Here is a 24,808-nt window from a genome sequence, read left to right on the forward strand (position 1 = left end):
CCTCGTACCTGATTACGAGCCCACTCAAGGAGATACGAGAACCGTGACGGACATCGTCGACGAGCTGAAGTGGCGCGGGCTGTTCGCCCTGTCCACTGACGAGGACGCTTTGCGCAAGGCGCTCGCGGACGGTCCCGTCACGTTCTATTGCGGCTTCGACCCGACGGCGCCGTCGTTGCACGTGGGGCACCTGGTGCAGGTGCTCACCGTGCGGCGGCTCCAGCAGGCCGGTCACCGGCCGCTGGCGCTGGTCGGCGGTGCCACGGGCCTGATCGGCGACCCGCGCCCGACGGCGGAGCGCACGCTGAACGACCCGGAGACGGTGACCGGCTGGGTCGGCAAGCTGCGTTCCCAGATCGAGCCGTTCCTGGCCTTCGAGGGCGAGAACGCGGCCGTCATGGTCAACAACCTCGACTGGACGGAGAACCTCTCCGCGATCGAGTTCCTGCGGGACATCGGCAAGCACTTCCGCGTCAACAAGATGCTGACGAAGGACTCCGTGGCCCGGCGTCTGGAGTCCTCCGAGGGCATCAGCTACACGGAGTTCAGCTACCAGCTCCTGCAGGGCATGGACTTCCTGCAGCTCTACCGGCGCTACGGCTGCACGCTCCAGCAGGGCGGCAGCGACCAGTGGGGCAACCTCACGGCCGGCCTGGACCTGATCCACCGCCTGGAGCCGGACGCCACGGCGCACGCCCTGGCGACGCCGCTGATGACCAAGGCCGACGGCACCAAGTTCGGCAAGACCGAGGGCGGCGCCGTCTGGCTCGACCCGGAGATGACGACGCCGTACGCGTTCTACCAGTTCTGGCTGAACGTGGACGACCGGGACATCTCGAAGTACATGCGCATCCTGTCCTTCCGCTCCCGTGCGGAGCTGGAGGAGCTGGAGAAGCAGACCGAGGAGCGTCCCCAGGCCCGTGCCGCGCAGCGGGCGCTCGCCGAGGAGCTGACGACGCTGGTGCACGGCGCCGACCAGACGGCCGCCGTGATCGCCGCGTCCAAGGCCCTCTTCGGGCAGGGCGAGCTGGCGGAGCTCGACGGCAAGACGCTGGCCGCGGCCCTGTCGGAGGTGCCGCACATCCAGGTCTCCGAGCTCGGCCCGGTCGTCGACCTGTTCGCCGAGGTCGGCCTGGTGGCCAGCAAGTCGGCCGCGCGCCGTACGGTCAAGGAGGGCGGCGCCTACGTGAACAACGTCAAGGTCGCCGGCGAGGACGCGGTCCCCGCCAAGGAGGACCTGCTGCAGGGCCGCTGGCTGGTGCTGCGCAGGGGCAAGAAGAACCTGGCGGCGGTCGAGGTCACGGGCGGCTGAGCACGCGTGGGAAGGGGGCCGTCTCCGGTACGGAGGCGGCCCCCTTCGCCGTGCGCCCCCTCATGCGCTGCGTCTGTCTCCCCGGGCCGCCGTCCAGGCCTTGTCGCCGAGGCCGACGAGGATGATCGCCATCACCAGCTGGAAGACGTGCCGCCACCAGTCGATACCCGCTGTGGCGTCGACGCCAGCCGCCCGGGCGATGGCGTTGCCGGCGACGCCTCCGATGATCCCCAGGATCACGGTCAGCCACAGGGGCAAATGCTGCTTGCCCGGAATGATCGCCTTGGCGAGCAGGCCGAGTACCAGTCCCACGATGATCGCCCACAACCAGCCCATCGCTGCCTCCTCGTACGGCTCGACGTGAGCTCTACGGCCAGTGTCGGCCCAGGTGCCGTACGCCGCATGCCGGGGCTGGCCGTACGCGCCACGGCCCACGCCGTTCGCCTCGGCCGGACGGCCCCCGGTCTCGTAGCGGGCGCAGGCTCGGCGTAACGTGGGAGCTGTCCTGGTCAGGTTCCCCGGCCGGCCGGGGACGGCCACGGGGCGGGGAGAGTCCGATACGGGCGGATGGTGGAATGCGATGCGGAAGCAGCATGGCGGCGGCAACGTCCAGGTTTTCCGGATCACCGGCGCCCGGACGGGACTTCAGGAGGACGTACGCGGGCGGCAGCGCCGGTACGTGATCTCGATGACGGTCCGCACGATCTCCGTGATCCTGGCGGCCACGTTGTGGAACGTCGAACGGCACGTCGCCATCGTGGCGTTGGTGCTCGGGCTGGTGCTGCCGTACATCGCGGTGGTGATCGCTAACGCCGGGCGCGAGAACGCGCCGTCTCTGCCGTCGACGTTCGTGGCGGCGCCGACGCGTCCGATGATCGCGCCGCCGGGTGCGCGGGACGACTCCGCGGAATCCGCCGCGGAAGATGCCGTGTCGGGGCCCGCGCCGGGTGCGAAGACCGATTCGCACGAGCGATAGGGACGCCCGGGGGCGATCGCGAACGGAAGTCATCTTCCCGCCAAGCTCAAGAAAAGCTCAGATCAATCATGTTGTTCAGGTGCCGGGCTCGGGGTTACCCGTGACATACTTCGTACGCGCTCCGCATCCCCCGTCGGAGCGACGGACCGACGCCGGGCAGCTCCCCCCGTGGCTGCTCGGCGTCGCCTTTTCTGTGTGCGGTTCTATGTGTGCAGTGGTGAGACAGAGCTGTGAGTGACGAGACGCCCATCTGTTCCGCGAAGGGCTGCCGCGTCGACGCGGTGTGGGTGCTTGCGTGGAACAACCCGAAGATCCATACGCCGGAGCGGCGCAAGACGTGGCTCGCGTGCGAGGAGCATCGCGAGCATTTGTCGCAGTTCCTCGGGGTGCGGGGGTTCTTGAAAGACGTGGTGCTTTTCGAGGAGTGGGACGGCTGAGTTCCGGCTTCGTCTGCGGGCCGGTGGGGGTTGTTCGCGCAGTTCCCCGCGCCCCTTGGGGACGCTCCTCTATCCCCCGATAGCCGACATGGGACGGTCCGGCTGTACGAACGTCGGGTCGTCCAGGCCCGCGCCCGCCTTCTTGCCCCACATCGCCAGGCGCCAGATACGGGCGATCTCCTCGTCCGGGGCGTCGGAGCGCAGGGCGGCGCGGAGGTCGGTTTCCTCCTGGGCGAACAGGCAGGTGCGGACCTGCCCGTCGGCGGTGAGGCGGGTGCGGTCGCAGGCCGCGCAGAAGGGGCGGGTGACGGAGGCGATGACGCCGACCACATGCGGCCCGCCGTTCACCAGCCAGCGCTCCGCCGGGGCCGAGCCGCGCTTCTCCTCGCCCTCGGCGGTCAGCTCGAAGCGGGTGCGCAGGGAGGTCAGGATGTCGCCTGCCGTGATCATGCCGTCGCGCTTCCAGCCGTGCTGGGCGTCCAGGGGCATCTGCTCGATGAAGCGCAGCTCGTAGTCGTGCTCCACGGCCCAGGCGAGGAGGTCCGGGGCCTCGTCGTCGTTGAGCCCCGGCATCAGGACCGAGTTGACCTTGACCGGGGTCAGGCCGGCGTCGCGGGCGGCGTACAGACCCTCGATGACGTCCTTGTGGCGGTCGCGGCGGGTGAGGGTCTTGAAGACGTCCGGGCGGAGTGTGTCGAGGGAGACGTTGACCCGGTCCAGGCCCGCCGCCTTCAGGGCCGCCGCCGTGCGCTTGAGGCCGATGCCGTTGGTCGTGAGGGACATCTGGGGGCGCGCGTCGAGGGCCGCGACCCGCTCGACGATGCCGACCAGGCCGGGGCGCAGCAGGGGCTCGCCGCCGGTGAAGCGGACCTCCTCGATACCGAGGGAGGTGACCGCGATGTCGATCAGGCGGACGATCTCGTCGTCCGTGAGCAGGTCCGGCTTGGCCAGCCACTGCAGGCCTTCCTCGGGCATGCAGTAGGTGCAGCGCAGATTGCACCGGTCGGTCAGCGAGACCCTCAGGTCGGTTGCCACTCGGCCGTAGGTGTCGATGAGCACGTGGGCCCCCTCCCTCGACGCGGATCGTGCCCGGAGCACTTCCTCTCCGACATCTGCGAGCCTACGTGACCCCACCGACAACTCCACAGGCCCGATCCCACGACGCGGAACGCGGCCGCGCCGCAGGGACCTGGAGGTTCCTACGACGCGGCCGCGCGAGGGGGTTGGTGCTCAGTGGGCGCCGGTGCCGGTCAGGGACCGGACCTCCAGCTCGGCGTACTTCTTGGCGTCCGGCTCCTCCTTGGACAGGACGGTGCCGAGCCAGCCCATGAGGAAGCCGAAGGGGATGGAGATGATGCCCGGGTTCTTCAGCGGGAACCAGGCGAAGTCCACCTCGGGGAACATCGCCTTGGGGTCGCCGGAGACGACGGGCGAGAACAGCACCAGGCCGACGGCGACGATCAGACCGCCGTAGATCGACCACAGGGCGCCCTGGGTGGTGAAGCGCTTCCAGAACAGGCTGTAGAGGATCGTCGGCAGGTTGGCGGAGGCCGCGACCGCGAAGGCGAGCGCGACCAGGCCGGCCACGTTCAGGTCGCGGGCGAGGGCGCCGAGGCCGATGGAGACGACGCCGATGAAGACGGTCGCCCAGCGGGCCGCGCGGACCTCCTCGGCGCCGGACGCCTTCCCCTTGCGGATGACGTTGGCGTAGATGTCGTGCGCGAAGGACGACGACGAGGCGAGCGTGAGGCCGGCGACGACGGCGAGGATCGTCGCGAAGGCCACCGCCGAGATCGTGGCGAGCAGGATCGCGCCCCAGGTCGAGTCGACACCGCCGAGGTGCAGGGCCAGCAGGGGTGCCGCCGTGTTGCCGGACGGGTTGGACGCGATGATCTCCTCCTGGGAGATCAGCGCGGCGGCGCCGAAGCCGAGGGCGATGGTCATCAGGTAGAAGCCGCCGATGATGCCGATGGCCCAGTTCACCGACTTACGGGCGGCCTTGGCGTCGGGCACCGTGTAGAAGCGGATCAGGATGTGCGGCAGACCCGCCGTGCCGAGCACCAGGGCGATGCCCAGGGAGACGAAGTCCAGCTTGGAGGTGCCGGTCATGCCGTACTGGAGGCCGGGCTCCAGGAAGGCGGCGCCCTTGCCGCTGTTCTCGGCGGCCGTGCCGAGCAGGTCGGAGATGTTGAAGTTGAACTTCAGCAGCACCAGGAAGGTGATCAGGATGGTGCCGCCGATGAGCAGCACGGCCTTGACCATCTGGACCCAGGTGGTGCCCTTCATACCGCCGATGGAGACGTACACGACCATCAGCAGGCCGACGAGGGCGACGATGAGGATCTTGCCCGCGTCGGAGGTGATGCCCAGCAGCAGCGAGACGAGGACGCCCGCGCCGGCCATCTGGGCCAGCAGGTAGAAGATCGACACGACGATCGTGGACGTACCGGCGGCGGTGCGGACGGGGCGCTGGCGCATGCGGTACGCGAGCACGTCGCCCATGGTGTAGCGGCCGGAGTTGCGCAGCGGCTCGGCCACCAGGAGGAGGGCGACCAGCCAGGCGACCAGGAAGCCGATGGAGTACAGGAAGCCGTCGTAGCCGAAGAGGGCGATCGCGCCCGCGATGCCGAGGAAGGACGCGGCCGACATGTAGTCGCCGGAGACCGCGAGTCCGTTCTGGAAGGCGCTGAACTGGCGGCCGCCCGCGTAGAAGTCGGCGGCGTCCTTGGTCTGGCGGCCGGCCCAGACGGTGATGCCGAGCGTGGCCAGGACGAACAGCGCGAACAGGGTGATGATCAGCGGCCGGTGCTCGCTGGCCTCGTTCGCGGCGAGCAGGGTGTGCTGTACGGGGCTCATGCGCCGCCCTCCATCCGGGACTTGATGGCCTCGGCCTTGGGGTCGAGCTTCGCGGCGGCGTGCCGCGAGTACCACCAGGCGATGAGGAACGTGGTGAGGAACTGGGCGACGCCGAGGACGAGGGCGACGTTGATGTTGCCGAAGAGCTTGGTGCCCATGAAGCCGCCCGCGTAGTTCGACAGCAGCACGTACAGCAGGTACCAGGCGATGAAGGCGACGGTCAGCGGGAAGGCGAAGGAGCGGTAGGAGCGGCGCAGTTCACCGAACTCCGCGCTCTCCTGCACCTCGGTGAACTCCTCGGGTGAGGGGAGTTTGTGTTGCTCTTTCGAGGGGGGCGGTGCATCGGTGGACACGGAGAGTCTCCTCGTGACGACGGAAGCGGTTCGAACGGGGACGGAGGCGAGTGTCCTCGCGCTCCCTGCTCAACGTCACGGCGGCACGCGAGAACCGGTTCAACCGCCCGGCGTTCTTTCCGAAGTCGTTTCGGTAAACCGTTGCTGGCCAGCGAGAGCGCGGGATAGCTTCGCCCTGAACCACCCGTCATGTACCTGCCCGAGCACCACCTGTGCCTCGGGCCGGTTTCGTTTCCGGATGATGTGGAGACCCCATGTCTCAGCTGCGTTCCAGACGCCGGCTCGCCCTCGCCGTGCCCGTCGCGCTGTCGCTGACGGCCTCGTTGGGCTTTCTGCCGGCCGCCGCTTCGGCGGCCCCGCGCGTGGAGTCGTCCGCGCCCTCGGCGGACGCGCCCAAGCTGGCGTACGTCGTCAACACCAAGGTGGACCGTCGCACGATCGCGTCGGTGAAGAAGGCGATCGGCGCGGCCGGCGGCTCGGTCGTGACCACGTACGAGCGGATCGGCGTGATCGTCGTCCACTCCTCGAACCCCGACTTCGCCAAGACCATCCGCAAGGCAGGCGGGGTCCGGTCGGCGGGTGCGACGCGGACGACACCGCTGACCGCGGCGGGGACGAAGGAGGAGGGCGCGGCGCAGTATCTGACCGACGCCCAGGCCGCGCGGGTCGAGGCCGCCTCGGCCAAGGCACCCGAGAGCGAGCCCCTCGAGGCCGACCAGTGGGATCTGCGCGCGATCGGCGCCGACAAGGCCGCGAAGATCAACCCGGGCAGCCGCAAGGTGACCGTCGCCGTGATCGACACCGGCGTCGACGACACCCACCCCGACATCGCGCCGAACTTCTCCGCGTCGCAGTCCGCCAACTGCGCCGGCGGCAAGCCCGACACCAGCGAGGGCGCCTGGCGGCCGTACACCCCCGAGGACTACCACGGCACGCATGTCGCCGGTGAGATAGCCGCCGCCCGCAACGGCATAGGCGTGGCGGGCGTCGCCCCCGGTGTGAAGGTCTCCAGCATCAACGTCACCGACCGGGCCAACGGCCTCTTCTACCCGGAGAGCGTCGTGTGTGCCTTCGTGTTCGCCGCCGACCACGGCGTCGAGATCACGAACAACAGCTACTACGTCGATCCCTGGCTGTACAACTGCATGGACGATCCGGACCAGCGGGCCATCGTCGACGCGGTCAACAGGGCTCAGCTGTACGCCCAGAAGAAGGGCACGCTCAACGTCGCCGCGGCGGGCAACTCCAACCACGACCTGGACTCGGACGCGATCGTCGACGACTCCAGCCCGGACGACTCCACCCCCGTCGAGCGCACCATCGACCCGCACGAGTGCTTCGACGTGCCGAACCAGCTCCCGGGTGTCGTCACGGTGAGCTCGACGGGCGTCAACAGCGCCAAGTCGTACTTCTCGACGTACGGCAAGGGCGTCGTCGACGTCGCGGCGCCGGGCGGTGACGGGCGCTACCAGATACCCGACACGCCCTCGAAGAACGGCCGCATCCTGTCCACCATGCCGGGCGGCGCGTGGGGCTTCCTCCAGGGCACCTCGATGGCCTCCCCGCACGCCTCCGGTGTCGCCGCGCTGCTGAAGTCCAAGCACCCCAAGGCGTCTCCGGCCCAGCTCCAGGCCCTGCTGAAGGCGCAGGCCGACCGGACCGCCTGCCCCGAGTCCTACGACCAGGACGGCGACGGCACCCAGGACGCCACGTGCGAGGGCGGCAAGCGCGTCAACGGCTTCTACGGATACGGCATCGTCAACGCGCTGCGCGCGGTCAAGTGACTTGTACATCCTGAGACTTCACGCACCGTCAGCTCGTACCGCGAACCTACTGGAGACACCATGACAGCGCCGCACGCGCGCTACCGCCGCGCCGTCGCGATCCCGGCCGGGATGGCCATGGCCACGGCCCTCGCGTTCCTGCCGAACACCACGGCCACGGCCGCCGACGCCGCCCCCGCGGCGGTCTCGGCCGACGCGACGTCGCTCAGCTACGTCGTCAACGTCAAGCCGGGGCACAGCACTTCGGCGTACGTGAAGAAGGCCGTCGGCAAGGCCGGGGGCACGATCGTGACGTCGTACGACCAGATAGGCGTCATCGTCGTCCACTCCTCGAACCCCGACTTCGCCAAGAGCATCCGCAAGGTGCGCGGGGTCCAGTCGGCCGGTGCCACCCGCACCAAGCCGCTGCCCACGGCGACGACGGGCGACCTGGGCACGCCGAAGGCGCTGAGCGCGGCCGAGGTCGCCAAGGCCGAGGCCCCCGCCGGACAGGACCCGCTGCAGCCCCAGCAGTGGGACCTGCCGGCCATCAAGGCGGACAAGGCGCACGAGAAGTCGCTGGGCAGCAAGAAGGTCACGGTCGCCGTGATCGACACCGGCGTCGACGACACCCACCCGGACATAGCGCCCAACTTCGACCGCAAGGCGTCGGTCAACTGCGTGTCGGGCAAGCCGGACACCGCGGACGGGGCCTGGCGGCCCGGTGCCTCGGAGAGCCCGCACGGCACACACGTGGCGGGTGAGATCGCGGCCGCCAAGAACGGCGTCGGCATGACCGGTGTCGCGCCCGGGGTGAAGGTCTCCGGCATCAAGGTGTCCAACCCGGACGGCTTCTTCTACACGGAGGCCGTGGTGTGCGGCTTCGTGTGGGCGGCCGAGCACGGGGTCGGCGTCACCAACAACAGCTATTACACCGACCCCTGGTACTTCAACTGCGCCGGCGACCCGGACCAGAAGGCGCTCCTGGACGCGGTCGCCCGGGCCTCCCGGTACGCGGAGAAGAAGGGCGCGGTCAACGTCGCGGCGGCGGGCAACGAGAACTACGACCTCTCGTCCGACGAGATCACCGATCCGTCGTCCCCGAACGACACCACGCCGGGCGACCGGACCGTCGACCCCTCGGAGTGCCTCGACATCCCGACCCAGCTGCCGGGAGTCGTCACGGTCGCCTCGACGGGTGCGAAGGGCATCAAGTCGTCCTTCTCCAACTACGGGCTGGGCGTCGCCGACATCGCCGCCCCGGGCGGCGACTCGACCTCCTACCAGAAGCCGGAGGCGCCGGCCACGAGCGGGCTGATCCTGGGCACGCTGCCGGGCGGCAAGTGGGGCTACATGGCCGGTACGTCGATGGCGTCCCCGCACGTCGCGGGCGTCGCCGCCCTCATCAAGTCGACGCACCCGTACGCTTCCCCGGCCCTGGTGAAGGCCCTGCTGTACGCGGAGGCCGACGCCACGCCGTGCACGGACCCGTACGACATCGACGCCGACGGCAAGATCGACGCGGTGTGCGAGGGCTCCAAGAACCGCAACGGCTTCTACGGCTGGGGCATCGCGGACGCGCTGGACGCGGTGACCAAGTAGAGCTCGTGTGAAGGCGGTCCGGGCCGGGCGGGGGCACCCGCCCGGCCCGCTGCGTCCCTGCGGCAGGATCTCTCGTCATGGACGTGTACGAAGATCCCGCGACCTGGACCGCCGAACCGGTCCGGCCGCGGTGGCAGTTGGCCCTGCGGTTCGCGGGGAGCGTGGTGTGGTTTCCGGTGGTGTGTGTGCTGTGGGCGGCGGTGGCGGCTGTGCTCCTCGTCGTCGGCATGTTCGCCGAGGTGATCACGACTTTCAGCAGCACCCTCGAACGCCGCTTCATCGAAGCCGCGGGCGGGATGGTTCTGCGCGTCGGACGCCTGGCCTCCTGGTGCGTGTCCTGGCCGGAGCTGCGCCATGAGGGTGACGTCGATCACTACAAGGCGCGCGTGGACAAGCGGGTCGGGAAGTGGACCGCGCGGGCCTCGAAGCCGGTCGAACCACAGAAGCCGAAGCCGCCGGTGGAGTGTGCCATACCGCTGCGGGCGTACCGCGGTGTCGGCGGGTGGTACGTCGCCGAGGTCGCGCTCGCACAGGGATGGGAGCTGCGCCCCACGGACGTGGGCAAGGAAGTGCGGCTGTGGTGGTCGGCCGCACCGAAGGGCGACTGAGTTCGCTCCCCTGGACTTGCCCGACCATGTGAAGGTTGGTGAAGATCTTGGGGTGACCTTGACAAGACCCACGCCAGGAGTGGCCGGCAGCGGCGGGCCCGTGCGGCGCGCCGGTGCGGGCCGGGCCGTCGCCGTCCTGGTCCTGGTGGCCCTGGCCGCGCTGATCCCGCTGCTCGGCCCGTCCACCGCGCTGCACGGCACCGGAGAGGCCGGCGCGCCCGGTGCCGGCGGCATCGCGCTGCTGCGCACGGTGCTGTTCGCGGCGCTGTGCGTGCCGGTCGGCGAGCTGTTCGTGAACCGGCTGGCGCGTTCCGTACCCGGCGCGGAGGAGGCCACCGGCCGGCCCCTGGCCGTGCCACGCAGCTGGTCACCCTTCGCCGCGGTCGTCGGTTTCGTCGCCGCCCTGGGGCTCGCCTCGGTCGTGGCCACGGGCAATCTCGTCCCGGGCGGCCTGTCGGACATGGACGTCGGCGGGCTCCACGCGTCCCGGGACGGCAAGCTCGCCCTGCTCGAGGTCAACGCGTTCCTGGTGGCGGGGCTGTGCACCCTGTCGCGCCGGCCGGCCACGCAGCTGTGGCCGCTGGCCGCCGTGATCGTCGCGGAGGCGCTGCGCGCGCACCCCCCGACCGAGCAGAGCCCGCTGACCGGCTCCGGGCTGACGCTCGTCCACCTGACCTGCGCGGCGCTGTGGGTCGGCGGTCTGCTGCACGCGCTGCGGACCCTGCGCCTGTGGCACGGCCGGTACGGCACGGGGGCGGGCGCGGCCCTGCTGGGCCTCTACGCGCGCGTGGCGGCCGTGCTGCTCGCCGCCATCACCGCGACGGGTGTGTGGAGTTCGCTGCGCCGGATGCCGCCGGGGACGATCCTGGAGCAGCTGACGGCCACGGCGTACGGGCGGGCGCTGCTCGCCAAGGTGCTGCTCGTGGCCGCCGTCGCCGCCCTCGCCCTGTGGGCCCGGAGCCGGCTGCGCCGGGCGGCCGATCCGCTGAGCGCCTGTGCGCCGGCGCGGGCGGAGGTCGTCGCGCTGGGCCTGGTGGTCGCGGTGTCCGGACTGCTGACGGCCCTTCCGGTCCCCATCCGCTGGTGAGCCTCAGACGGCCCGCATCTCGCCGTACGTCGCGGCCGGTGCCCTGCGCGCGTTGAGCGCCCCCAGTGTGCCGCCGGTCAGCAGGGCCTGCGCGGCGATGTACGTGAGCATGATCCAGAAGTCCGGCCGGGGCAGCTGCGGCCAGTCGGCGACGCCGGTCGCGATGAGCGTGTCGGAGAGCAGGAACAGCGCACCGCCGAGTCCGGCACAGAGGCCGAGCCGGGTGGCGGACCCGTACGCCATGGCCGTGAGCAGGAGGCTGTATCCGGCGACGGGCACGCGCAGGTCCGCGGGCAGGTCCGGCCACAGCAGCGCGACGGTCGTGACGAGTGCGGTGCCGTAACCGAGGGCGAGGAGGCCCGCACGCGCGCGTGGGACCGCGTTCCGGCTGCCGTACGTCCTGAAGAGGACGAGGTAGCAGACATGGCCCGCGGCGAAGGAGCCCATGCCGGCGAGGAAGGCCGGCTCGGCGTCGGACAGCAGCAGGACGTCCCCGCCCCAGCCGAACAGCAGGGCGGCCAGGAGGAGCCGAGGCGCCTGGCGCAGGGCGGCCCACAGGGCCAGGAGCGGCATCAGCAGGGGCTTGGCCACGGTGTGCCCGGTGTCGAAACCGACCGCCAGGGAGACGAGGTCGACGGCTGCGGCGAGACCGAAGGCGGCGAGGAGGAGGCGGGAGCGAGTCACGCCGATGTGCTCTCACCGGCGGGGGTGGGGGCCGCGGCGGGGTCCGGGGGCGGAGCCGTAGGCCCGGCGAGGGTCGCTGTCGCCACAGAGGCCGTCGAAGGCGCAGAGGCGGGCGTGGGCCCCCAGCCCGGCCCCATGAACACGCGTCCCGCCCGCTCGCGCCAGCTGCGCGCCGCCTTCAAGTCCCTCGCGATGGACACGTATTCGTGCGTCGCCACCTTCAGCGGGTTGTACGTGTCGATGTTCTTGGTCAGCCCGTACCGGGGCCGCTCGGTCTCCGCGGCGAACGACCCGAACAGCCGGTCCCAGACGATGAGGATGCCGCCGAAGTTGCGGTCGAGGTAACCGCCCTGGGAGGCGTGGTGGACGCGGTGGTGCGAGGGGGTGTTGAAGACGAACTCGAACCAGCGGGGCATCTTGTCGATCCGCTCGGTGTGGATCCAGAACTGGTAGACGAGGTTCGCGGAGGAGCAGAACGCGAGCGCGGCGGGATGCACGCCGGCGGCTATGAGGGGGACGTAGAAAGGCCACACGGTCAGGGACGTCCAGGGCTGGCGCAGCGCGGTGGTGAAGTTGAACTTCCGGCTGGAGTGGTGGACGACGTGGCAGGCCCACAGGACGCGGACGACGTGGTGGCCGCGGTGGGACCAGTAGTAGAAGAAGTCCTGCCCGAGCAGCATCAGCGGGACGGTCCACCACAGGACGGGCACGCGCAGGGGCGTGAGTTCGTAGAGGGCCGTGTAGAGGGCGACGATCGGGATCTTCCAGAGGAAGTCGAAGACGAGACTGCCGAGGCCCATGCCGACGCTCGTGGCGGCGTCCTTCGCCTCGTAGCCCTCCGCGTCCTCGTCGGGGTGGAGACGGTAGCTCACCATCTCGACCACGGTGAGCAGCACAAAGGCGGGGATCGACCACAGCACGACATCGGGCAGGTTCGGCATGCAAGCACCGTAGGACCGCCGTCCGGCCCCGACTAGACGTTGTTACCCACAAGTATTACCGACGGTACGCGCTTGCTTCTTGGTGATCTCCACCAATCGGGAACGCGCCACGGGGGCGACGGCGACCGCCCAGACCCTCGGCAGAGTGACTGACCGTCGGACAGACGTACGCCTCGTGAACGGACAGACCGGACAAGACGCCTGAGGGAGTATCGGAAGGGCCGAGGGAGCGCACCTGGCGGGCCGTGGTGTCAGTCGTGGCCCGTATCCTCAGGGACCATGCTCGATGACCTGACGACCGCAGTGCCCTCTCCCACGTCATGGCCGGCCGCGTATCCCCAGGGGTACGCGGTTGTTGACGTGGAGACCACAGGTCTGGCCCGGGACGATCGCATCATCTCCGCGGCCGTCTACCGGCTGGACGCGCGCGGCGAGGTCGAGGACCACTGGTACTCGACGGTCAACCCGGAGCGTGACCCCGGCCCCGTGTGGATCCACGGACTGACGAGCGAGGCGCTCGAGGGCGCGCCCCTCTTCCAGGACATCGCCGAGGAGTTCACGACCCGGCTCGAGGGGCGGGTGCTCGTCGCGCACAACGCCGTCTTCGACTGGCAGATGATCGCCCGGGAGTACGCGCGCGCGAAGCGGGAGGCTCCGGTGCGGCAGCGGCTGTGCACCATCGCGCTCTCCAAGGAACTCGGCCTCCCCCTGCCCAACCACAAGCTGGAGTCCCTCGCCGCGCACTTCGGCGTCGTCCAGCAGCGGGCGCACCACGCGCTGGACGACGCGCGCGTGCTGGCCGAGGCGTTCCGGCCCAGCCTCAGGGCCGCGGCGGCGAACGGCGTACGGCTGCCGCTGCTCGAGTGCCGGCCGCTGACCGAGTGGTCGGACCGTCCCGCGCCCCGCGTCGGACAGCAGGCGGGCTACGGCGGCTACCGGCCGACCAGTTGGCGCCCCGCCCGGAAGCGGCCCGCCTGCCCCTACCCCAACCCGGGGCGCTACGAGGCGGGCGGGCGGCTCAAGCAGGGCATGCGGGTCGCCTTCTCGGGTGACACCTCGGTGGAGCGCGACCTGCTGGAGGACCGCGCGACCGAGGCCGGGCTGCACGTGGCCACCAGCCTGTCCCGGCTGACCAGCCTGCTCGTCACGAACGACCCGGACTCGGGCACGTCCAAGGTGGTCAAGGCGCGGCAGTTCGGGACGCCGGTCGTGGACGAGGCGGCGTTCGGGCAACTCCTCGCGGATGTGGAGCCGGCGTCACAGGGGTGACCGTACGGACGGGTGATTGGCGAGCGACTCGCCCGGCATCCGCTCGCCCGGGCCGGGGTGACGGCTCACCCTGTGGCGCATGGCGACCTGTGAGGTATGTGGCAATCAGTACGGAATGACCTTCGAGGTGCACGCGCAGGGCGCGGTGCACGTCTTCGACTGCTTCTCCTGCGCGATCCACCGCATGGCACCCATCTGCGAACACTGCCGTGTACAGATCATCGGCCAGGGCGTGGAGGTCGAGGGCCATTGGTACTGCGGCGCGCACTGCGCACGCGCGGAGGGAAAGGCGGGAATTGTCGACAAGGTGTGAACCCGTACCCGCCTGAATGCACCCCACGACCGAGTTGTACGGTCGTGGGGTGTACCGCTTCCTGATGTCCCGGCAGTGGGTGATCCTCACACTGATCGCCCTGCTTCTCATCCCCACGATGATCAGGCTGGGCATCTGGCAGATGCATCGCTACGAGGAGCGCACCGCCCGGAACCAGCTGGTCTCGGACGCGCTGGCGGCCGACCCGGTGCCCGTGGAGAAGCTGACCGGACCCGGGCACACCGTCACCAGCGCCGAGCGGTACCGCACCGTGACCGCGAAGGGTCACTTCGACACGGAGGACGAGGTCGTCGTCCGCCGCCGCACCAACTCCGACGACGAGGTCGGCTACCACATCCTCACCCCGTTCGTCCTCGACGACGGCAAGGTCCTGCTGGTCAACCGGGGCTGGATCCCCTCCGACGGCCCGAGCCAGACCGCGTTCCCGAAGGTTCCCGTGCCGCCGGCCGGCGAGGTCACCGTCACGGGGCGGCTGATGCCCGACGAGACGACCGCGGCGAGCGGCATCAAGAACCTCGAGGGCCTGCCCGACCGGCAGATCATGCTGATCAACAGCGAGCAGGAGGCACGGCGCCTGGACGTCCGGGTGCTCGGCGGCTACATCGCCCAGACGGCACCCGAGCCCAAGGGCGACACCCCCGAGCTCCTCGGCAACCCGGGCAAGGAGGACGCCGCGCTGAACTACGCCTACGCCTACCAGTGGTGGCTGTTCGCCGCGGCCGTCCCGGTCGGCTGGGTGGTCCTGGCCCGCCGCGAGGCCCGGGACCGGGCACAGGCGGCGGCCGAGGACACCGACGCGACGGAGGCGGAGCCGGCGGCCGTGTGACCGCCGGCCGCCGGCTGTCGGCTGTCGGCTGTCGGCTGTCGGCTGTCGGCTGTCGGCCTCCCCACGGTCCAGGTCAACAGGCGCCCGCGGCCACGTCGACAGCAACGCCCCTGCGGCCGCCCCGGGCCACTGGCGGCAGCGCCGCTCAGGCCGAGCCCTGAGCCGTCACCAACCCCCCAGCGGGCCCGACCCCGACCCAGCGAGCAACAGGCACTGCCCCCACGGGCCGACCACCCGCAGCGCCCCCGCAGGCCCGTCCCCCGGCCCCATCAGCAGCACCGCCCCCACAGGCCTGCCCCCGGTCCGCTAGCAGCACCTCCCCCGCGGACCCGACCCGCGGTCCAGCGTGCGCAGCAGCTCGCGGACGTACCAGGCCACGGCCCGCGCACAGCGCACGGCCCTCATGAGCGGGCCCCTGCCAGGGACTCGGCCGGCTCCCCCGGCACCTCGATGCGGGACTCGGTGTAAGGCGCCTCGGAGAGCGGCTGGGAATCCGGGTTCCGGACCGCCCTTACGCACACCACCGCCGCGTTCACGAGCACCACGGCGACCAGCAGCAGGAACAGCGCGATCAGGACGCCGTCGACCGTGGAGTTGGTGACGACGGTCTGCATGTCGGCCGGGCTCTTGGCGGGCGGCAGGACCTGGCCGGCGTCGAGGGCGTCGGCGTAGCGGGCACGCTGGGCGAAGAAGCCCACCTTCGGGTCGTCCGAGAAGATCTTCTGCCAGCCGGCGGTGAAGGTGATGGCGACGACCCAGGCGAGCGGGACACCGGTGACCCAGGCCCAGCGCAGTTTCCCGGACTTGATCAGGACCGTGGTGCAGACGGCCAGGGCGATCGCGGCGAGGAGCTGGTTCGCGATGCCGAAGAGCGGGAAGAGCTGGTTGATTCCGCCGAGCGGGTCGGTGGCGCCGGTGTACAGGAAGTAGCCCCAGGCCGCGACGACCAGGGCGCTGCACAGCCAGATGCCCGGCTTCCAGTTGACCCGGCCGGCCGGCTTCCACACGTTGCCGAGCATGTCCTGCAGCATGAAGCGGCCGACCCGGGTGCCCGCGTCGACGGTCGTCAGGATGAACAGCGCCTCGAACATGATCGCGAAGTGGTACCAGAAGGCCTTCATCGCGGTGCCGCCGATGACCCCGGAGAAGATCTCCGACATGCCGACGGCCAGCGTCGGGGCTCCGCCGGAGCGGGCGATCAGCGTCTGTTCCTCGACGGCCTCGGCGGCCTGGGTCAGCTGGTCGGGGGTGATGGTGAAACCGAGGCCGGCGACCGCGTGGGACGCCGACTCGGCCGTCGTGCCGAGGAGAGCAGCCGGGGCGTTCATGGCGTAGTACAGGCCCGGCTCCAGGGTCGCGGCCGCGATCAGCGCCATGATCGCGACGAACGACTCCATCAGCATGGCGCCGTAGCCGATCATCCGGACCTGGGACTCCTTCTGGATCAGCTTCGGCGTGGTGCCGGAGGCGACCAGGGCGTGGAAGCCGGACAGCGCGCCGCAGGCGATGGTGATGAAGAGGAAGGGGAAGAGCGCGCCCGCGAAGACGGGCCCGGCGCCCGAGGAGGCGAAGTCGCTCACCGCGTCCGCGCGCAGCACCGGGGCGGCGACCACCACGCCCACCGCGAGCAGCGCGATCGTGCCGATCTTCATGAAGGTGGAGAGGTAGTCGCGCGGCGCGAGCAGCATCCACACCGGCAGCACGGAGGCGACGAAGCCGTAGCCGACCAGGCAGAACACGAGGGTGGTGGGGCTCAGGGTGAAGGCGGAGGCCAGCGAGGACTGCTGGATCCAGCTGCCGCCGACGATGGCGAGCAGGAGAAGCACGACGCCGATCAGGCTGGTCTCGACGACCCGGCCCGGCCGGATGACGTGCAGCCAGAAGCCCATGAACAGGGCGATGGGGATGGTCATCGCGACGGAGAAGGTGCCCCACGGGGAGTGGGCGAGGGCGTTGACGACGACCAGGGCCAGCACGCCCAGCAGGATGATCATGATGGCGAACACGGCGATCAGGGCGGCGGCCCCGCCCCACCGGCCGATCTCGTCCCGGGCCATCTGCCCGAGCGACTTCCCGTCCCGTCGCATGGACAGGAACAGCACGACCATGTCCTGCACCGCGCCCGCGAAGATCACACCGGCGACGATCCACAGCGTCCCGGGCAGATAGCCCATCTGCGCCGCGAGCACCGGCCCCACCAGCGGTCCGGCGCCGGCGATCGCGGCGAAGTGGTGGCCGAGCAGCACCCGGCGGTCGGTGGGGTGGAAGTCGACGCCGTCCTCGAGGCGCTCGGCGGGGGTGGCCCGGCGGTCGTCGGGCCGGAGCACCCGCCGGGCGACGAAGCGGGAGTAGAAGCGGTAGGCGATGGCGTACGAGCCGAGCGCCGCGACGACCAGCCAGACGGCCGAGATCTCCTCGCCGCGGGCGAGGGCGAGGACGCCCCAGGCGATCGCGCCGAGCAGGGAGACGGCGGTCCAGAGCAGGAGGGACCGAGGGGGCATTCGCCGCTTTTCGGGCGCTGGTCGGCCGGATTCGGGCAGGACTGATACGGGCATGGCGGCTCCTCACCGTGGCGGTGGTGTGCGACAGGACCTGCGCGGGGGCCGGTGCGGGGGCGCTTCGCTGACCTGCGCACCTCTCCCGCTCGCTGTCGGTCTGTGCAAGAGTTGCGCTCCCGCCGGAAGTGGATGACACGGCGTTCCCAGAAGATTTTTCGCCGGTTCCCTGTCCTCCGGACGGGCCGTCCGCGCAACTCTCGCGCAAGGGCACAGGCACACCAAGGACGGTGACCCATGGCTGAGGGCGCCATGACCGCGACGTTTCTCGCCGTGATCGGCGGGGCGTCGCTGCTCGCGGTCACCGCACGGCGGCTGCGTCCGGTGGACCGGCTGCCCTCCCTTGAGGGCTGGGCGCTGGCCGACCGCAGCCTGGGCCCCGGCTGGACCTGGCTGCTGCTCGGCGGCACGATCTTCACCGCGTACACCTTCACCGCCGTGCCCGGTCTCGCGTACGGCAACGGAGCGCCCGCCTTCTTCGCGGTGCCGTACACGGTGATCGTCTGCCCGCTCGCCTTCGTGCTGCTGAGCCGCCTGTGGAGCGTGGCCCGCCGGCACGGCTATGTCACCGCCGCCGACTTCGTACGGGGCCGCTACGGGTCGCCGCCGCTGGCCCTGGTGGTCGCGCTGACCGGGATCCTCGCGACGATGCCGTACCTGGCGCTGCAACTGATCGGCATCCGGGCGGTGCTGACCGCCGGGGGCGTCCATCCGCGGGGCGTGGCCGGTGATCTGGTGCTGGTGGCGTTGTTCGCGGGGCTCGCGGTGGCCACGTACCGGCACGGACTGCGCGCGCCCACGGTCATCTCCGCGCTGAAGGCGGTGGCCGTGTTCGTCTCGCTGACCGCCGTGACCTGGCTGGTCCTCGAACGGTTCGGCGGGCCCGGCCCGGTCTTCGACGGCGCCGCGGCGCGGCTGGGCGACCCGGCGCTGCTCCTGTCCCCCGCCCAGCAGCCCGCCTACGCCACCCTCGCCCTGGGCTCGGCCCTCGCCCTGCTGATGTACCCGCATGTGCTCACCGCCGGTTTCGCCGCCGACGGTCCGCGCACCCTGCGCAAGGTCTCGGTGGCGCTGCCCGCCTGGACCGGGCTGCTCGCGCTGTTCGGGTTCCTCGGCTTCGCCGCCCTCGCGGCGGGGGTGCGGGCGCCGCGCGGCGGTGCCGAGGCGGCCGTGCCGATGCTGGTCGACCGGCTGATGCCGGCGCCGCTGGCCGGGCTGGTGTTCGCCGCGATCGCCGTGGGGGCGCTCGTCCCGGCCGCGGTGATGTCGATCGCCGCGGCGACGAGCTTCGTCCGCAACGTCTACGTCGAGTACGTCCAGCCGACGGCCACGCCCAAGCGCCAGGTGCGCATCGCCAAGGCGGTTTCCATCACCGCGAAGGCGGGGGCCGTGGCGTTCGTGTTCGGGCTGCGCGACCAGGACGCCATCAACCTCCAGTTGCTCGGCGGCGTGTGGATCCTGCAGATCTTCCCGGCCGTAGCCGTCGGGCTGTTCACCGGTCGGCTGCATCCGCGGGCGCTGCTCGCCGGGTGGGCCGTGGGCATGGTGTCGGGGACGTACCTGGTGGTGCGCGAGGGGTTCTCCTCGATCGTGCCGCTCGGCACCGGCGCCGGGCCGCTGGAGATCTACGCCGGGCTCGCCGCCCTGCTGCTCAATCTGGCCGTCGCGATGGCCGGCACCGCGGCGCTGACCCGCCTCGGCGTCCCGCGCGGCGCCGACTCGACCGACCTGCCGCCCCGCCTGACCGTCCGGCGACGCCCGGAGACCGGAGCGAACAACCCGTGAGACGCAGCCAGAACTCCCCCACCGCGGCGCCGGCCGTGCCGGCGCCCGCCGCCGTGCCCCTGCCCCCGGCGGCCGCCGATCCGGCCGACCTGGAGCGGGAGGCAGGCGTGGCCCGCCTCTTCGAGCTGCACTACTCCTCGATGCTGCGCCTCGCCGTCCTGCTGGGCGCCGACGACCCGGAGAACGTGGTGGCCGAGGCGTACTACCAGATCTACCGCAAGTGGCGGCGCCTGCGGGACGCTGCCGCGGCGGAGGCGTATCTGCGGTCCACGGTCTGCAATCTGACGCGGATGCGGATACGCCACCTCCAGGTCGCCCGCCGGCACGAGGAGAACCCGCCGAGCCCGCCGGACGAGATGGTCGCCTCCGCCGAGCACGCCGCGCTGCTGCGCGACGACCAGCGCGTGCTCATCGACGCGCTCCAGCAGTTGCCGCCCCGGCAGCGCGAGGCGCTGGTGCTGCGGCACTGGCTCGGTCTGAAGGAGAGCGAGATAGCCGCCGCGATGGGTATCTCCGGTGGCTCGGTCAAGACACACACGGCACGCGGCATCGCCGCCCTGACCCAGGCGATGGAGGCCCGGCGATGACGAATCGAGACGCGACTCCGTCGCCTGGCACCAGCCCGGACCGGACCGGCCACGGCCGCACCGAACGCGAGCTGCGCGAGGCACTCGAGGCCCTGGCCGGCGGGGTGCTCCCCGACCCCGCCGCCTACCGCACGGCACGCGGCGAGTGGCTGCGGCGCGAACGCCGGCGGCGGCTCGTGCTCGCCGTGCTGATCGCGGTCGTCTTCACCCTGGCCACGCTGATCGGTCTGTGGGTGCTCAACCAGGCGCCGTCGGATCCCGGTGTCATCTTCTCGGGCACCGGCTCCCCCGCTGCCGAGAGCATGTCACTCCCCCGGCTCCACCCCTGATTGCAGGCCCAACTTGCCGGGAACCCGCACTCCGTGCATACCGGTATCGAGGACTACGCGCTCATCGGTGACGAACAGACAGCGGCCCTGGTGGGCACGGACGGCTCGGTCGACTGGCTGTGCCTGCCCCGCTTCGACTCGGCCGCCTGCTTCGCCAAGCTGCTGGGCGACGAGGACAACGGCTACTGGCGCATCGCCCCGGTGGGGGCGGACCGGTGCACCCGGCGCGCCTACCGCCGCGACACCCTCGTCCTGGACACCGAGTGGGAGACCGAGCAGGGGGCGGTGCGTGTCACCGACCTGATGCCCCAGCGCGACGAGGCCCCCGACGTCGTACGGATCGTCGAGGGCCTGGACGGCGAGGTGACGCTCCACAGCGTCCTCAAGCTGCGCTTCGACTACGGCTCGATCATCCCCTGGGTCCGCCGGGTGGACGGCCACCGCGTCGCCGTCGCCGGCCCGGACTCCACCTGGTTGCGCAGCGAGCCGGAGGTGCGCAGCTGGGGCGAGGACTTCGGAACGCACGCGGAGTTCACGGTCAAGAAGGGCGAGAAGGTCGCGTTCGTCATGACCTGGCACCCCTCACACGAGTCGCGCCCGTCGCTCGTCGACCCGTTCGAGGCGCTGCGCCACAGCGTCGAGGACTGGCGGGCCTGGGTGTCGCGCTGCCGCTACCGAGGGCCGTACCGGGACGCCGTCGTCCGCTCCCTGATCACCCTCAAGGCGCTCACCTACGCCCCGACCGGCGGCATCGTCGCCGCCCTCACCACCTCACTGCCCGAGGAGCCGGGCGGGGTGCGCAACTGGGACTACCGCTACTGCTGGCTGCGCGACTCCACCCTCACCCTGGGGGCGCTGCTGGCGGCGGGCTACCAGGACGAGGCCGAGGCCTGGCGGAACTGGCTGCTGCGCGCGGTCGCGGGCGACCCGGCCGACCTGCAGATCATGTACGGCGTGGCGGGTGAGCGGCGGCTGCCCGAGTACGAGCTGCCGTGGCTGTCCGGCTTCGCCGGGTCCGCCCCCGTCCGGATCGGGAACGGCGCCGTGAACCAGCTCCAGCTGGACGTCTACGGCGAGGTCATGGACTCCCTGTCGCTGGCCCGCGAGTCGGGCCTGTCCGCCCAGCCGGACGTGTGGGCGCTGCAGACGGCCCTGATGGACTTCCTGCGAACCCACTGGCGCCAGCCCGACGAGGGGCTGTGGGAGGTGCGCGGCGGCCGGCGCCAGTTCGTGCACTCGAAGGTGATGGTGTGGGTGGCCGCCGACCGTGCCGTACGCACCCTGGAGCGCCATCCGGAGCTGGACGGCGACCTGGAGGGCTGGCGCGCGCTGCGCGACGAGGTGCACCGCGAGGTGTGCGAGCGGGGCTACGACCGCGAACGCAACACCTTCACGCAGTCCTACGGTTCACGCGAACTGGACGCCGCCCTGCTGCTCATCCCACGTGTCGGATTCCTGCCGCCCGACGATCCGCGGGTGATCGGCACCATCGACGCGATCCGCGAGGAGCTGGACCACCGCGGGCTGCTGCTCCGCTACACGACCGACGACGCGGACGTCGACGGGCTGCCCGGTTCCGAGGGCACCTTCGTGGTGTGCTCGTTCTGGCTCGCGGACGCCCTGCACATGACGGGCCGGACGAAGGAGGCCCGCGCGCTGTTCGAGCGGCTGGTGGGGCTCGCCAACGACGTCGGCCTGCTGTCCGAGGAGTTCGACCCGGTGACCGGCCGGCAGCTCGGCAACTTCCCGCAGGCGTTCAGCCACATCGGCCTCGTGAACACCGCCCTCGCCCTGTTCGGTGAGGAGGGGGCAGGATAGGAACCATGGATCTTGGACTGAAGGACCGGGTGTACGTCGTCACCGGGGCCACGCGAGGCCTCGGCAACGCCTCCGCGCGCGAGCTGGTCGCGGACGGGGCGAAGGTGGTCGTCTCGGGCAGGGACGAGAAGAGCGTCGCCGAGACGGCGGCCGAGCTGGGCCCGAACGCGGTCGGGGTGGCCGTCGACAACGCCGACCCCGAGGCGGCGGCCCGGCTGATCGGGGCCGCGCGGGAGAACTTCGGGCGCTTCAACGGTGTCCTCATCAGCGTGGGCGGCCCGCCGGCCGGGTTCGTCGCCGACAACACGGACGAGCAGTGGCAGGCGGCGTTCGAGTCGGTGTTCCTCGGTGCGGTACGGCTGGCTCGCGCCGCAGCCTCCGAGCTGGAGCCCGGGGGTGTCATCGGGTTCGTGCTCTCCGGCTCGGTGTACGAGCCGATTGCGGGGCTGACGATCTCGAACGGGCTGCGGCCCGGGCTCGCGGGGTTCGCCAAGTCGTTGTCGGATGAACTGGGGCCGCGGGGGATCCGGGTGGTCGGGGTGCTGCCCGGCCGGATCGACACGGACCGTGTACGCCAGCTGGACGGGTTGTCGGCGGATCCCGAGGCGACGAGGGCCGCTTCGGAGTCGCGGATTCCGTTGCGGCGGTACGGGGCGCCCGAAGAGTTCGGGCGGGTGGCCGCGTTCCTGATGTCGCCGGCGGCCTCCTATCTGACCGGGGTCATGGTGCCCGTTGACGGGGGAGCACGGCACGGGTTCTGAAGTTGGCCGACCGCGGGTGTGTGGGGGCTTGTCGCGCAGTTCCCCGCGCCCCTGACGGGGCGGTCGGGCTCAACTCACTCGTTCCGCACGGTGCTTGACGCCCCGCAGCCTCACCTCCGCCGGGAGTGCGGCAAGGCCCGCCGATGTTCTGGCGTGGGCCAGGGCGCCGGTCGCCAGGTCCTGCAGGGCCGTTCCCGGGTCCACGTGCGGTTCCAGCGCGAGCCGTACCCGGGCCTCGGGGGTGGTACGGCGGCCCGTCAGGCGGGCATCGGCGCGGTCCACGCCGTCGGCCTGTTCCGCCTCCTGGGCGAGGGCGTTCTCCAGGGCCCGGCCGCGCAGCAGCGCGCCCTCGCCGTCGCCCGTGTCGACGAGGACCTCGGCGAGGCGGCGCCGGCGGAGTACCGCGACGAGCCACCACAGGGCGAGCAGCAGGAAGACGGCGAGTACGGCGATGACGGTCGGCCACCACCAGCCGTCCTCCCGCCAGCGCGTGCGTTCGGCGTAGCTCAGCAGAACGTCGTGCCGGCTGTCGTGGATCCACCACGTGGGTGCCGGGGCGCCGAGGCCGACGGCCAGTACCGAGCCGCCCAGCACCACCAGGACGAGGCCCACGAGCCCCAGGAACACACGGTTGACGATCCGGAGCACCGCCGTCACCCCTTCCTGCCGGGCCGCCGCACACGCACCGACACGGCGGGCGGCCGGGACAGCCCCAGTCCGCCGACCGCGTCGGTGAGCACGGCGTCCAGTTCGGTTCGTACGTCGTCCAGTTCACGGAAATGCGACGCGGCGCGTACCTTCGCCCGGGTCCGGCGCATCCGGACCTCCGCCGACTGCACACCGGCCACCTCCATGGCCCGGTCCCGCAGCGCGGACGCGGCGGCATCGCGGTGCAGTCCGGCGCGTACGTCGGCGTGCGCGCGCCGCATCGGGAGCACGTCCCGCAGACCGGGTGTGGCGGCCAGGACGAGCAGCCAGAGCCCGAGAGCGGCGGCGACCCCGGCCCCGACGAGCACCCAGGTGTCGTCCAGGGGCCGTTCGGCGAGCTGCCGGGCGAGCTCCCGGCGCCAGCTCATGACGGGCCGGTCGGCGCGCACGGACACGATGTCGTACAGGAACAGTCCGGCGAGGCCGAGGAGCAGCAGCGCGACGATGCCGGCGGGGACACGGCGGGCCGACCAGAAGCGGCCTTCGCGTCCGCCCTCGCCGTCGGGTGCGGGCGGCTGTCCGTCGGCGTCCGCCGGCGCGGACTGGTCGGGTCCGGCGCCGGTCTCCGACGCTTCGACGACCGGCAGGCGCTGTGTGGTGCCCTCGGGCTCGGGCGGTTCGGCCGGAGGGTTGCCCCGGGGTTCGCTCATCGCGTCCTCCCCTGTGCCGCGCCGGGCCCGGCGACCAGATGCAGCCGCTCCACCTGGACGACGACCTCCGGCACCTCCATTCCCGCCAGCGCGCCTACTCGATCGACGACCTGGTGACGCACCTGGCGGCAGCGGTCGCCGACGTCGCAGGGGTAGTCGAGTTCGACATGTACCCGGACGTGGGCGGCCTCGTGGTGGACGACCACGCTGGCGGACGGCCGGCCGGCGTCGGGCGGCAGCGTCCCCACGGCCTCGCGGGCCGCCTGCGAGGCGATCTTCGCGACCACCCGGTCGGCGATCCGGGTCGCGCCGCGCTCACCCGGCGGGACGGCGGTCAGGAGTCTGCCGAGCTCACCGGCCCCCGCGCTCACGGTCGTCACCGCCGCCGTTCGTGACGTGGACGGAAGAAGTCGCCGAAGTCCATGTCCCCCTCAAGGAACCGGCCGACGACGAAGCCGACGGCGCCCAGCGCCGCCACCAGCAGGAAGGCGCCGAATCCGCCGAAGTATCCGGCGAATGCCAACGCCATGCCGGCGATCATGCCGACCACGGCCATGCTCATGCGCT

Annotated in this window: 26 protein-coding genes; 15 read left to right on the forward strand and 11 right to left on the reverse strand. The window is 71.3% G+C overall.

Features of this window, described 5'->3' with window-relative positions; all coding sequences use genetic code 11:
- Nucleotides 1-43: 43 nt before the first annotated feature.
- Nucleotides 44-1,312: a tyrosine--tRNA ligase gene (gene tyrS / locus OHU35_RS09525; RefSeq protein ID WP_189730234.1), complete on the forward strand. Its 1,269-nt coding sequence runs from the start codon at nucleotides 44-46 to the stop codon at nucleotides 1,310-1,312.
- Between the two features lie 60 nt (nucleotides 1,313-1,372).
- On the opposite strand, the gene OHU35_RS09530 is transcribed toward tyrS, so the two are convergent.
- Nucleotides 1,373-1,648, reverse strand: coding sequence for a GlsB/YeaQ/YmgE family stress response membrane protein (locus OHU35_RS09530; protein WP_189730237.1), 276 nt, complete (start codon nucleotides 1,646-1,648; stop codon nucleotides 1,373-1,375).
- Nucleotides 1,649-1,892: 244 nt separating this feature from the next.
- On the opposite strand from OHU35_RS09530, the gene OHU35_RS09535 reads away from it, so the two are divergent.
- Nucleotides 1,893-2,288, forward strand: a complete 396-nt coding sequence (locus tag OHU35_RS09535; RefSeq protein WP_189730239.1) for a DUF3099 domain-containing protein — start codon at nucleotides 1,893-1,895, stop codon at nucleotides 2,286-2,288.
- 230 nt (nucleotides 2,289-2,518) lie between these two features.
- Nucleotides 2,519-2,725 (forward strand): hypothetical protein, encoded by a 207-nt coding sequence (locus OHU35_RS09540; RefSeq protein ID WP_189730241.1) that lies wholly within the window; start codon nucleotides 2,519-2,521, stop codon nucleotides 2,723-2,725.
- A gap of 69 nt (nucleotides 2,726-2,794) precedes the next feature.
- Here the strand turns inward: OHU35_RS09540 and moaA are convergent, their stop codons facing one another.
- The 3 genes from moaA to OHU35_RS09555 form a co-directional block, all read right to left on the reverse strand.
- Nucleotides 2,795-3,784 carry a GTP 3',8-cyclase MoaA gene (gene moaA / locus OHU35_RS09545; RefSeq protein ID WP_359896788.1) on the reverse strand — a complete coding sequence of 330 codons (990 nt, stop codon included), beginning with the start codon at nucleotides 3,782-3,784 and terminating at the stop codon, nucleotides 2,795-2,797.
- A 171-nt stretch (nucleotides 3,785-3,955) separates the two neighbouring features.
- A complete protein-coding gene (locus OHU35_RS09550) occupies nucleotides 3,956-5,581 on the reverse strand; it encodes a cation acetate symporter (RefSeq protein WP_189730245.1) in 1,626 nt (541 codons plus the stop codon).
- The gene (locus OHU35_RS09555; RefSeq protein WP_189730247.1) at nucleotides 5,578-5,934 is read right to left on the reverse strand and encodes a DUF485 domain-containing protein; all 357 of its coding nucleotides are present in this window, start codon (nucleotides 5,932-5,934) and stop codon (nucleotides 5,578-5,580) included. Before OHU35_RS09555 ends, OHU35_RS09550 begins: the two co-directional genes overlap by 4 nt.
- A 254-nt stretch (nucleotides 5,935-6,188) precedes the next feature.
- Here OHU35_RS09555 and OHU35_RS09560 point away from each other — a divergent pair, with 254 nt between their 5' ends.
- The 4 genes from OHU35_RS09560 (at nucleotide 6,189) to OHU35_RS09575 (ending at nucleotide 10,994) form a co-directional block, all read left to right on the forward strand.
- Complete coding sequence (locus tag OHU35_RS09560; RefSeq protein ID WP_405505148.1) at nucleotides 6,189-7,718, forward strand: S8 family serine peptidase; 1,530 nt, start codon at nucleotides 6,189-6,191, stop codon at nucleotides 7,716-7,718.
- A gap of 60 nt (nucleotides 7,719-7,778) precedes the next feature.
- Complete coding sequence (locus OHU35_RS09565) at nucleotides 7,779-9,299, forward strand: S8 family serine peptidase (protein WP_405505149.1); 1,521 nt, start codon at nucleotides 7,779-7,781, stop codon at nucleotides 9,297-9,299.
- 77 nt (nucleotides 9,300-9,376) lie between these two features.
- Nucleotides 9,377-9,907, forward strand: coding sequence for a hypothetical protein (locus OHU35_RS09570; RefSeq protein WP_189730253.1), 531 nt, complete (start codon nucleotides 9,377-9,379; stop codon nucleotides 9,905-9,907).
- 52 nt (nucleotides 9,908-9,959) lie between these two features.
- A complete protein-coding gene (locus tag OHU35_RS09575) occupies nucleotides 9,960-10,994 on the forward strand; it encodes a CopD family protein (protein ID WP_189730255.1) in 1,035 nt (344 codons plus the stop codon).
- 3 nt (nucleotides 10,995-10,997) lie between these two features.
- Here the strand turns inward: OHU35_RS09575 and OHU35_RS09580 are convergent, their stop codons facing one another.
- Nucleotides 10,998-11,678 carry a lysoplasmalogenase gene (locus tag OHU35_RS09580; protein WP_189730257.1) on the reverse strand — a complete coding sequence of 227 codons (681 nt, stop codon included), beginning with the start codon at nucleotides 11,676-11,678 and terminating at the stop codon, nucleotides 10,998-11,000.
- Nucleotides 11,675-12,619 carry a sterol desaturase family protein gene (locus tag OHU35_RS09585; protein WP_189730259.1) on the reverse strand — a complete coding sequence of 315 codons (945 nt, stop codon included), beginning with the start codon at nucleotides 12,617-12,619 and terminating at the stop codon, nucleotides 11,675-11,677. Before OHU35_RS09585 ends, OHU35_RS09580 begins: the two co-directional genes overlap by 4 nt.
- Before the next feature lie 279 nt (nucleotides 12,620-12,898).
- Between OHU35_RS09585 and OHU35_RS09590 the strand changes: the two genes are divergently transcribed.
- The 3 genes from OHU35_RS09590 to OHU35_RS09600 all read left to right on the forward strand — a co-directional run bounded on the left by OHU35_RS09590 (nucleotide 12,899) and on the right by OHU35_RS09600 (nucleotide 15,048).
- A complete protein-coding gene (locus OHU35_RS09590; RefSeq protein ID WP_359896796.1) occupies nucleotides 12,899-13,888 on the forward strand; it encodes a DEDDh family exonuclease in 990 nt (329 codons plus the stop codon).
- A 79-nt stretch (nucleotides 13,889-13,967) separates the two neighbouring features.
- Nucleotides 13,968-14,201: a hypothetical protein gene (locus tag OHU35_RS09595; RefSeq protein ID WP_078615365.1), complete on the forward strand. Its 234-nt coding sequence runs from the start codon at nucleotides 13,968-13,970 to the stop codon at nucleotides 14,199-14,201.
- A gap of 49 nt (nucleotides 14,202-14,250) precedes the next feature.
- Nucleotides 14,251-15,048, forward strand: coding sequence for an SURF1 family protein (locus tag OHU35_RS09600; RefSeq protein WP_405505150.1), 798 nt, complete (start codon nucleotides 14,251-14,253; stop codon nucleotides 15,046-15,048).
- A gap of 401 nt (nucleotides 15,049-15,449) precedes the next feature.
- Here the strand turns inward: OHU35_RS09600 and OHU35_RS09605 are convergent, their stop codons facing one another.
- Complete coding sequence (locus OHU35_RS09605) at nucleotides 15,450-17,603, reverse strand: carbon starvation CstA family protein (protein ID WP_308400977.1); 2,154 nt, start codon at nucleotides 17,601-17,603, stop codon at nucleotides 15,450-15,452.
- Nucleotides 17,604-17,840: 237 nt separating this feature from the next.
- Here OHU35_RS09605 and OHU35_RS09610 point away from each other — a divergent pair, with 237 nt between their 5' ends.
- Genes OHU35_RS09610 through OHU35_RS09630 form a run of 5 tightly spaced genes read left to right on the forward strand, consistent with a single transcriptional unit; the run spans nucleotide 17,841 to nucleotide 22,883 of the window.
- Nucleotides 17,841-19,388 carry a sodium:solute symporter gene (locus tag OHU35_RS09610; protein WP_405505151.1) on the forward strand — a complete coding sequence of 516 codons (1,548 nt, stop codon included), beginning with the start codon at nucleotides 17,841-17,843 and terminating at the stop codon, nucleotides 19,386-19,388.
- Nucleotides 19,385-19,975 carry a sigma-70 family RNA polymerase sigma factor gene (locus OHU35_RS09615; RefSeq protein ID WP_372498793.1) on the forward strand — a complete coding sequence of 197 codons (591 nt, stop codon included), beginning with the start codon at nucleotides 19,385-19,387 and terminating at the stop codon, nucleotides 19,973-19,975. Before OHU35_RS09610 ends, OHU35_RS09615 begins: the two co-directional genes overlap by 4 nt.
- On the forward strand, nucleotides 19,972-20,304 hold the full coding sequence (locus tag OHU35_RS09620) for a hypothetical protein (RefSeq protein ID WP_359896801.1): 333 nt from the start codon (nucleotides 19,972-19,974) through the stop codon (nucleotides 20,302-20,304). The genes OHU35_RS09615 and OHU35_RS09620 overlap by 4 nt, the downstream gene beginning before the upstream one ends.
- Before the next feature lie 33 nt (nucleotides 20,305-20,337).
- Nucleotides 20,338-22,122 carry a glycoside hydrolase family 15 protein gene (locus OHU35_RS09625; protein WP_405505152.1) on the forward strand — a complete coding sequence of 595 codons (1,785 nt, stop codon included), beginning with the start codon at nucleotides 20,338-20,340 and terminating at the stop codon, nucleotides 22,120-22,122.
- A 5-nt stretch (nucleotides 22,123-22,127) separates the two neighbouring features.
- A complete protein-coding gene (locus OHU35_RS09630; protein ID WP_405505153.1) occupies nucleotides 22,128-22,883 on the forward strand; it encodes an SDR family oxidoreductase in 756 nt (251 codons plus the stop codon).
- 69 nt (nucleotides 22,884-22,952) lie between these two features.
- Here the strand turns inward: OHU35_RS09630 and amaP are convergent, their stop codons facing one another.
- Genes amaP through OHU35_RS09650 form a run of 4 tightly spaced genes read right to left on the reverse strand, consistent with a single transcriptional unit; the run spans nucleotide 22,953 to nucleotide 24,803 of the window.
- Nucleotides 22,953-23,540: an alkaline shock response membrane anchor protein AmaP gene (amaP, locus tag OHU35_RS09635; protein ID WP_405505154.1), complete on the reverse strand. Its 588-nt coding sequence runs from the start codon at nucleotides 23,538-23,540 to the stop codon at nucleotides 22,953-22,955.
- Nucleotides 23,537-24,241, reverse strand: a complete 705-nt coding sequence (locus OHU35_RS09640) for a DUF6286 domain-containing protein (RefSeq protein WP_359896804.1) — start codon at nucleotides 24,239-24,241, stop codon at nucleotides 23,537-23,539. Before OHU35_RS09640 ends, amaP begins: the two co-directional genes overlap by 4 nt.
- Nucleotides 24,238-24,621, reverse strand: coding sequence for a hypothetical protein (locus tag OHU35_RS09645; protein WP_405505155.1), 384 nt, complete (start codon nucleotides 24,619-24,621; stop codon nucleotides 24,238-24,240). Before OHU35_RS09645 ends, OHU35_RS09640 begins: the two co-directional genes overlap by 4 nt.
- The gene (locus OHU35_RS09650; protein ID WP_184599696.1) at nucleotides 24,618-24,803 is read right to left on the reverse strand and encodes a hypothetical protein; all 186 of its coding nucleotides are present in this window, start codon (nucleotides 24,801-24,803) and stop codon (nucleotides 24,618-24,620) included. Before OHU35_RS09650 ends, OHU35_RS09645 begins: the two co-directional genes overlap by 4 nt.
- Nucleotides 24,804-24,808: the final 5 nt, after the last annotated feature.

It is taken from the genome of Streptomyces purpurascens (genome assembly GCF_045040895.1).
Lineage (GTDB): Bacteria > Actinomycetota > Actinomycetes > Streptomycetales > Streptomycetaceae > Streptomyces > Streptomyces purpurascens.

Excerpts from the sequence above, each read along its gene's own strand:
- OHU35_RS09550 (WP_189730245.1), bottom strand. The coding sequence starts at position 5,581 with ATGAGCCCCGTACAGCACACCCTGCTCGCCGCGAACGAGGCCAGCGAG.
- OHU35_RS09565 (WP_405505149.1), top strand. The coding sequence starts at position 7,779 with ATGACAGCGCCGCACGCGCGCTACCGCCGCGCCGTCGCGATCCCGGCC.
- OHU35_RS09530 (WP_189730237.1), bottom strand. The coding sequence starts at position 1,648 with ATGGGCTGGTTGTGGGCGATCATCGTGGGACTGGTACTCGGCCTGCTC.
- OHU35_RS09620 (WP_359896801.1), top strand. The coding sequence starts at position 19,972 with ATGACGAATCGAGACGCGACTCCGTCGCCTGGCACCAGCCCGGACCGG.
- OHU35_RS09585 (WP_189730259.1), bottom strand. The coding sequence starts at position 12,619 with ATGCCGAACCTGCCCGATGTCGTGCTGTGGTCGATCCCCGCCTTTGTG.
- OHU35_RS09570 (WP_189730253.1), top strand. The coding sequence starts at position 9,377 with ATGGACGTGTACGAAGATCCCGCGACCTGGACCGCCGAACCGGTCCGG.
- OHU35_RS09605 (WP_308400977.1), bottom strand. The coding sequence starts at position 17,603 with ATGCCCGTATCAGTCCTGCCCGAATCCGGCCGACCAGCGCCCGAAAAG.
- OHU35_RS09595 (WP_078615365.1), top strand. The coding sequence starts at position 13,968 with ATGGCGACCTGTGAGGTATGTGGCAATCAGTACGGAATGACCTTCGAG.
- OHU35_RS09535 (WP_189730239.1), top strand. The coding sequence starts at position 1,893 with ATGCGGAAGCAGCATGGCGGCGGCAACGTCCAGGTTTTCCGGATCACC.
- OHU35_RS09590 (WP_359896796.1), top strand. The coding sequence starts at position 12,899 with ATGCTCGATGACCTGACGACCGCAGTGCCCTCTCCCACGTCATGGCCG.
- OHU35_RS09630 (WP_405505153.1), top strand. The coding sequence starts at position 22,128 with ATGGATCTTGGACTGAAGGACCGGGTGTACGTCGTCACCGGGGCCACG.
- OHU35_RS09610 (WP_405505151.1), top strand. The coding sequence starts at position 17,841 with ATGGCTGAGGGCGCCATGACCGCGACGTTTCTCGCCGTGATCGGCGGG.
- OHU35_RS09640 (WP_359896804.1), bottom strand. The coding sequence starts at position 24,241 with ATGAGCGAACCCCGGGGCAACCCTCCGGCCGAACCGCCCGAGCCCGAG.
- OHU35_RS09560 (WP_405505148.1), top strand. The coding sequence starts at position 6,189 with ATGTCTCAGCTGCGTTCCAGACGCCGGCTCGCCCTCGCCGTGCCCGTC.
- OHU35_RS09650 (WP_184599696.1), bottom strand. The coding sequence starts at position 24,803 with ATGAGCATGGCCGTGGTCGGCATGATCGCCGGCATGGCGTTGGCATTC.